At 35.3% G+C, this 5,102-nt stretch carries 6 protein-coding genes; 1 reads left to right on the top strand and 5 read right to left on the bottom strand.

The features are described from left to right. The 5 genes from ACZQCL_RS05940 to fmt all read right to left on the bottom strand — a co-directional run. Positions 1–380 (bottom strand): hypothetical protein (locus ACZQCL_RS05940; RefSeq protein ID WP_482482223.1); only part of this gene is annotated, 380 nt, incomplete at its 3' end. A gap of 44 nt (positions 381–424) precedes the next feature. Next, on the bottom strand, positions 425–691 hold the full coding sequence (gene rpsO / locus ACZQCL_RS05945; RefSeq protein ID WP_482482224.1) for a 30S ribosomal protein S15: 267 nt from the start codon (positions 689–691) through the stop codon (positions 425–427). An 89-nt stretch (positions 692–780) separates the two neighbouring features. Next, entirely contained in the window at positions 781–1,860 is a 1,080-nt protein-coding gene (gene hemW, locus ACZQCL_RS05950) for a radical SAM family heme chaperone HemW (RefSeq protein WP_482482225.1), read from the bottom strand. Beyond that, positions 1,860–3,662 carry a translation elongation factor 4 gene (gene lepA / locus ACZQCL_RS05955; protein WP_482482227.1) on the bottom strand — a complete coding sequence of 601 codons (1,803 nt, stop codon included), beginning with the start codon at positions 3,660–3,662 and terminating at the stop codon, positions 1,860–1,862. The genes hemW and lepA overlap by 1 nt, the downstream gene beginning before the upstream one ends. A 10-nt stretch (positions 3,663–3,672) precedes the next feature. Next, positions 3,673–4,602 carry a methionyl-tRNA formyltransferase gene (fmt, locus tag ACZQCL_RS05960; RefSeq protein WP_482482228.1) on the bottom strand — a complete coding sequence of 310 codons (930 nt, stop codon included), beginning with the start codon at positions 4,600–4,602 and terminating at the stop codon, positions 3,673–3,675. Positions 4,603–4,712: 110 nt separating this feature from the next. Here fmt and rpsT point away from each other — a divergent pair, with 110 nt between their 5' ends. Beyond that, positions 4,713–4,976 (top strand): 30S ribosomal protein S20, encoded by a 264-nt coding sequence (gene rpsT, locus ACZQCL_RS05965; protein WP_482482230.1) that lies wholly within the window; start codon positions 4,713–4,715, stop codon positions 4,974–4,976. Positions 4,977–5,102 lie beyond the last annotated feature (126 nt).

Raw genomic sequence — 5,102 nt, forward strand, 5'->3', positions numbered from 1 at the left:
ATACTCATCCAATAATAATGTTTACCATTCAACATAAAATTATCATTTCGCATGATTTCAGGGAAATTAGAAATAGATACTTCATACAATCGATGATTATACGTCCTCATCTCTTTATGACTTACTGAATACTTTTCATCTACTTGATTTCCCTTGATTTCACAACGAATTGAACTTCTATTAATAGATAAATTTGAGGATAAATTTTCAATCAAATTATTTTCGTTATTTTCTTCAATAGTTTTGAAATTCAAAAATAATTTACATTCCCATTTTTCATCATAGTATGTCAAATATCTTTTTGACTCAACACTAAAAGTATCTTTAATCGCAACCAAAGAATGATTATGTTGAATTATATTTAATTTTTCAATATGCATCTAAAACCACCTCTTATGAAGGTAAAAAAAAGTAATCTTTTCGATTACTTTCTTAAACCTAATTTAGCGATCAATGCTTTGTAACGGTCTAAATCTTTACCCTTCAAGTAAGCTAACAATTTTTTACGACGACCAACTTTTTTCATCAATCCACGTTGTGAGTGGTAATCGTGTTTGTGTTCTTTTAAGTGTTCAGTTAAACGGTTGATTTCTTCAGTCAATACAGCGATTTGAACTTCAGGAGAACCTGTGTCACCTTCGTGTACTGCATACTCTTGCATAATTGCTTGTTTTTCAGATTTTAATAACATTTTTTCTTCCTCCATGTATATTAGTCCTTTTCTACCGAGCGAAAGGTTGGAAGTTTCCAGACTCTCAGTACAAAAGCTACTAAATGATATCATTCTATCATCATAAAATCAACTAGAATCGTATTTAATATTTCAAGTCCAGCATCATTTAAATAGATGCATTCCCCTTCGAAACAAAAATACTCACGATACGTATCTAATACAGTTGCATAATGATTTTTAAAATCATTCTGATATTTCAAATTCCATTCTCTTATATTCAATCCAAACTTTGTACGCAATGCCATCATAATCGCATCCATACCTCGTTCAGATAGTGGTTCAGGAATATATGTAGAACAAGGACCCAAAGAACAATACTTCTTTAAACTTGTCGTATTATCATAACGAATGCCATCAAGTCTTCCACTTGCACCACAGCCAAAGCCATAGAAGTCTTTATCTTGCCAATACGCTAAATTGTGTTTGGAATAATAGCCTGGCTTACAAAAGCTAGAAATCTCATAATGAATATATCCGGCTGCTTCAAGTGTTTTCGTAATATATTCAAACATATCTGCTTCTAAATCACTATCGATGGGTTCAACGCCTGTCTTTCCAAATATTGAATTTTCTTCAATCTGTAAAGAATAGATGGATAAGTGTGGTATATCTAAACTTAAAAATGTGGAAATATCTCTTTTCACATCTTCCATTGTTTGATTGGGAAGTCCAAAAATTAAATCAATGGAGAAATTATGAATCCCATTTTCTTGAATCCATCGAATCACATTCTTAGCCTGATTGGATGTATGTCTTCTTCGACAGACTTTTAATAGATCATCATTAAAGCTTTGTACACCCAAACTAATACGATTAACACCTAAAGAAACATAAGATGCTAATTTTTCTTCATCTAAGGATTCGGGATTGCATTCTACGGTAAATTCCTCAATATCTTTAGGAAAACAATTTCTTATCGATGCAAAATCATCCAAACTCAATACACTTGGTGTGCCCCCACCAAAATAAAGAGTATGAAGATTTGAAATCTTATACTCTTGAATTTCTTGTATTAACTTTTCTTTCCAAAGTGAAAAGAATTGTTCATTTTTTTGAATCCGGACAAAATCACAATACGCACATATCGAATCACAGAACGGAATATGTACATAGGCTGATGGTACCATTAGTCGTCATCCATACTTAAAACGGCCATGAAGGCTTCTTGAGGAATCTCTACCGATCCAACCATCTTCATACGTTTCTTTCCTTCTTTTTGTTTCTCTAACAATTTCTTTTTACGCGAGATATCTCCACCATAACATTTTGCCAATACGTTTTTACGCAATGCCTTAATGTTTGTACGTGCAATGATCTTTCCACCAATGGCTGCCTGCACAGGAATTTCAAATTGCTGCTTAGGAATCAAGTCTTTCAATTTTACGGCCATCGCATTACCGCGGTTGTACGCAAAATCTCTAAAGACAATCGTAGATAGGGCATCGACGATCTGTCCATTTAATAAAATATCCATCTTCACTAGACTACTTGTACGGTATCCACTAAATTCATAGTCAAAACTAGCATATCCTTTTGTACAAGATTTCATCTTATCAAAGAAATCATAAATAATTTCACTTAATGGCATTTGGTAAACCATCATCATACGAACATCATCTAAAACTTGAAGGTCTACATATTCGCCACGTTTTTTCTGACAAAGATCCATCATCGGACCTACAAATTCTTTTGGCACCATAATGTCACACTTCACATATGGTTCCTCAATATGATCCACTTTTTGAGGTTCTGGTAAAGCCGATGGATTATCGATTTCTTCCATAGTACCATCTGTTTTATAGACATGATAAATTACGGAAGGACTTGTTGCGATCAAACTAAGGTTGTATTCACGCTCTAAACGCTCTTCAACTACATCCATATGTAATAAGCCTAAGAATCCGCATCGGAATCCAAATCCTAAAGCTTGGGACGTTTCCGGTTCATAGTGTAGAGCCGCATCGTTTAATTTTAATTTGGACAAAGCTTCTTTTAAGTCGTCATAACGCGCATTGTCTACAGGATACAAACCACAATATACCATTGGATGCATTTCACGATATCCAGATAGTGGTTCACTTGCAGGATTGGATGCAACTGTAATCGTATCACCGACACGAACATCTTCAATGTTTTTAATGGCTGCACTGACCCATCCTACATCTCCACAATTCAATTGATCTTCCACAACTTCTTTTGGTGTACGAACACCGACTTCTGTGACTTCATATTCAGCACCAGTAGCCATAAAGCGAATCTTATCTTTTGGCTTGATGGTTCCATTCTTTACCGAAACAAAGGCAATAATTCCACGATAGGAATCATAGAAAGAGTCAAAGACTAAAGCTTGTGTAGGAGCATCTTTATCGCCTTTTGGACTTGGGAGTTTATGCACGATTTCTTCTAGGACTTTATCCACATTCAATCCAGATTTTGCACTGATTTCAACCGCTTCACTACAATCTAATCCAATCAAGTCTTCAATTTCTTTTTTTACAACCTCAGGCTGTGCACTAGGAAGATCCACCTTATTTAATACGGGTAAGATTTCCAAATCATTTTCTAATGCCAAATATACATTGGCTAAAGTCTGTGCCTGTACACCTTGGGCTGCATCCACGACTAGAATGGCTCCATCACAAGCCGCTAAAGAGCGAGACACTTCATATGTAAAGTCGACATGGCCTGGTGTATCAATAAGATGGAACAAGTAGTCTTGTCCATCTTTGGCATGATATACAAGCTGTACGGCGTTTAATTTAATGGTGATACCACGCTCTCTTTCTAGATCCATTGAATCTAGAATCTGATCTTTCATTTCACGCTTTTCAACCGTATCTGTAAGTTCCAAGATACGATCGGCTAACGTACTTTTTCCGTGGTCAATATGTGCAATGATACAAAAATTTCGAACATTCTTTTGATCCATAGATTTTCCCCTACTCTACAATATTTCCTACTAAGTTACGACCCTGTCCATTAAAGAAGCTTGCACAATCCATGACTGGCTTTCCTTCCATTTGACAAGTTTCAATCACAAGTGTACCCAAATGAAGGCCAATGCCAAGTTTGTTCTTGCCAATCTTGATAAGACGTCCAAACTCATTCTGTTCATCTAAATAACTTGCCTTTAAAATCTTAAATTTCTTTCCATTCAACAATACATAAGCACCTGGTGCATCTGAGAAAGCACGAATTTGATTCAAAATGTGTTCATCATCCTGATTTAAATCAATATGCTCTTCTTCTTTAGATAAAATAGGCGAGAATACAACCTGACTTTCATCCTGCTCTACATAGACAGCCTTGCCAGAACAAATCTCTTCAAAATGTTCCAGTAATAATTCACTTGCACAAATACCCATCTTTTCAAATAAAGATGTAGAATTGTCTTCAGGCAATATTTCAATTTCTTTTTGGGCTAAAACCGGTCCTGCATCCATTTTAGGTGCCATTTTCATTAAGGACATTCCACTTACTTTATCACCATTCCAAATGGCTCTTTGGATTGGGGCTCCCCCTCTATATTTAGGAAGCAAAGAACCATGAAGGTTCACACAACCATACACAGGAAGATCCAAGACTTCCTTAGGTACAATTTGTCCATAAGCACATGTCACAATTAAATCAGGGGAAAAATCAAGAATCGTTTGATAGTCTGACTTAATTTTAACAGGCTGAAATACAGGAATGTCATATTCTAAAGCCACTTCTTTGACTTCCGAATAGACAAGCTGTTGTTTTCTACCCTTTTTCTTATCCGGCTGTGTAACCACTAAGCCTACATGTATATCGTTTTCTAACATTGTTTTTAATACGACACTAGCAATTTTGGGTGTTCCCATAAAAATAATGCGTCTATTTTCCATAATATCACTCCAATACTAGAGTATTATAGCGTATTTTTTTGAAGTTGTGTTGCAATAAATCAGAAATTTTGCTATAATCCATTTGCAATTTATGTCAGGAGGTGCACTTCATGCCACAGATTAAATCTCAAAAGAAACGTGTTAGAACAAATAACAAGGCTCACAAATTAGTCGTATCTAAAAAATCAGCATTGAAATCAAGTATTAAAGCTGTATTAGCAGCTGTTGATGCTAAAGATAAAGAAGCTGCTGTAGCAGCTTACAACGACTGCAGTTCAAAATTGGACAAAGCCGTAGCTAAAGGTATTCACCACAAAAACTACGCTAGCCGTCAGAAAGCACGTTTAGCTAAAGCTATTAGCGAAATCGCGTAATGAAGGATTAAGAAGTCATATGACTTCTTTTTTTTATTATCGATAAAGTCACATTTAATAAAATGGGATATAGACATCATTAATGTCAAATAGGCTTGTACAATTTACCTGTAAGTGAGGTAATGA

Source organism: Holdemanella sp., from assembly GCF_056804935.1.

Excerpts from the sequence above, each read along its gene's own strand:
- rpsO (WP_482482224.1), bottom strand. The coding sequence starts at position 691 with ATGTTATTAAAATCTGAAAAACAAGCAATTATGCAAGAGTATGCAGTA.
- hemW (WP_482482225.1), bottom strand. The coding sequence starts at position 1,860 with ATGGTACCATCAGCCTATGTACATATTCCGTTCTGTGATTCGATATGT.
- lepA (WP_482482227.1), bottom strand. The coding sequence starts at position 3,662 with ATGGATCAAAAGAATGTTCGAAATTTTTGTATCATTGCACATATTGAC.
- fmt (WP_482482228.1), bottom strand. The coding sequence starts at position 4,602 with ATGGAAAATAGACGCATTATTTTTATGGGAACACCCAAAATTGCTAGT.
- rpsT (WP_482482230.1), top strand. The coding sequence starts at position 4,713 with ATGCCACAGATTAAATCTCAAAAGAAACGTGTTAGAACAAATAACAAG.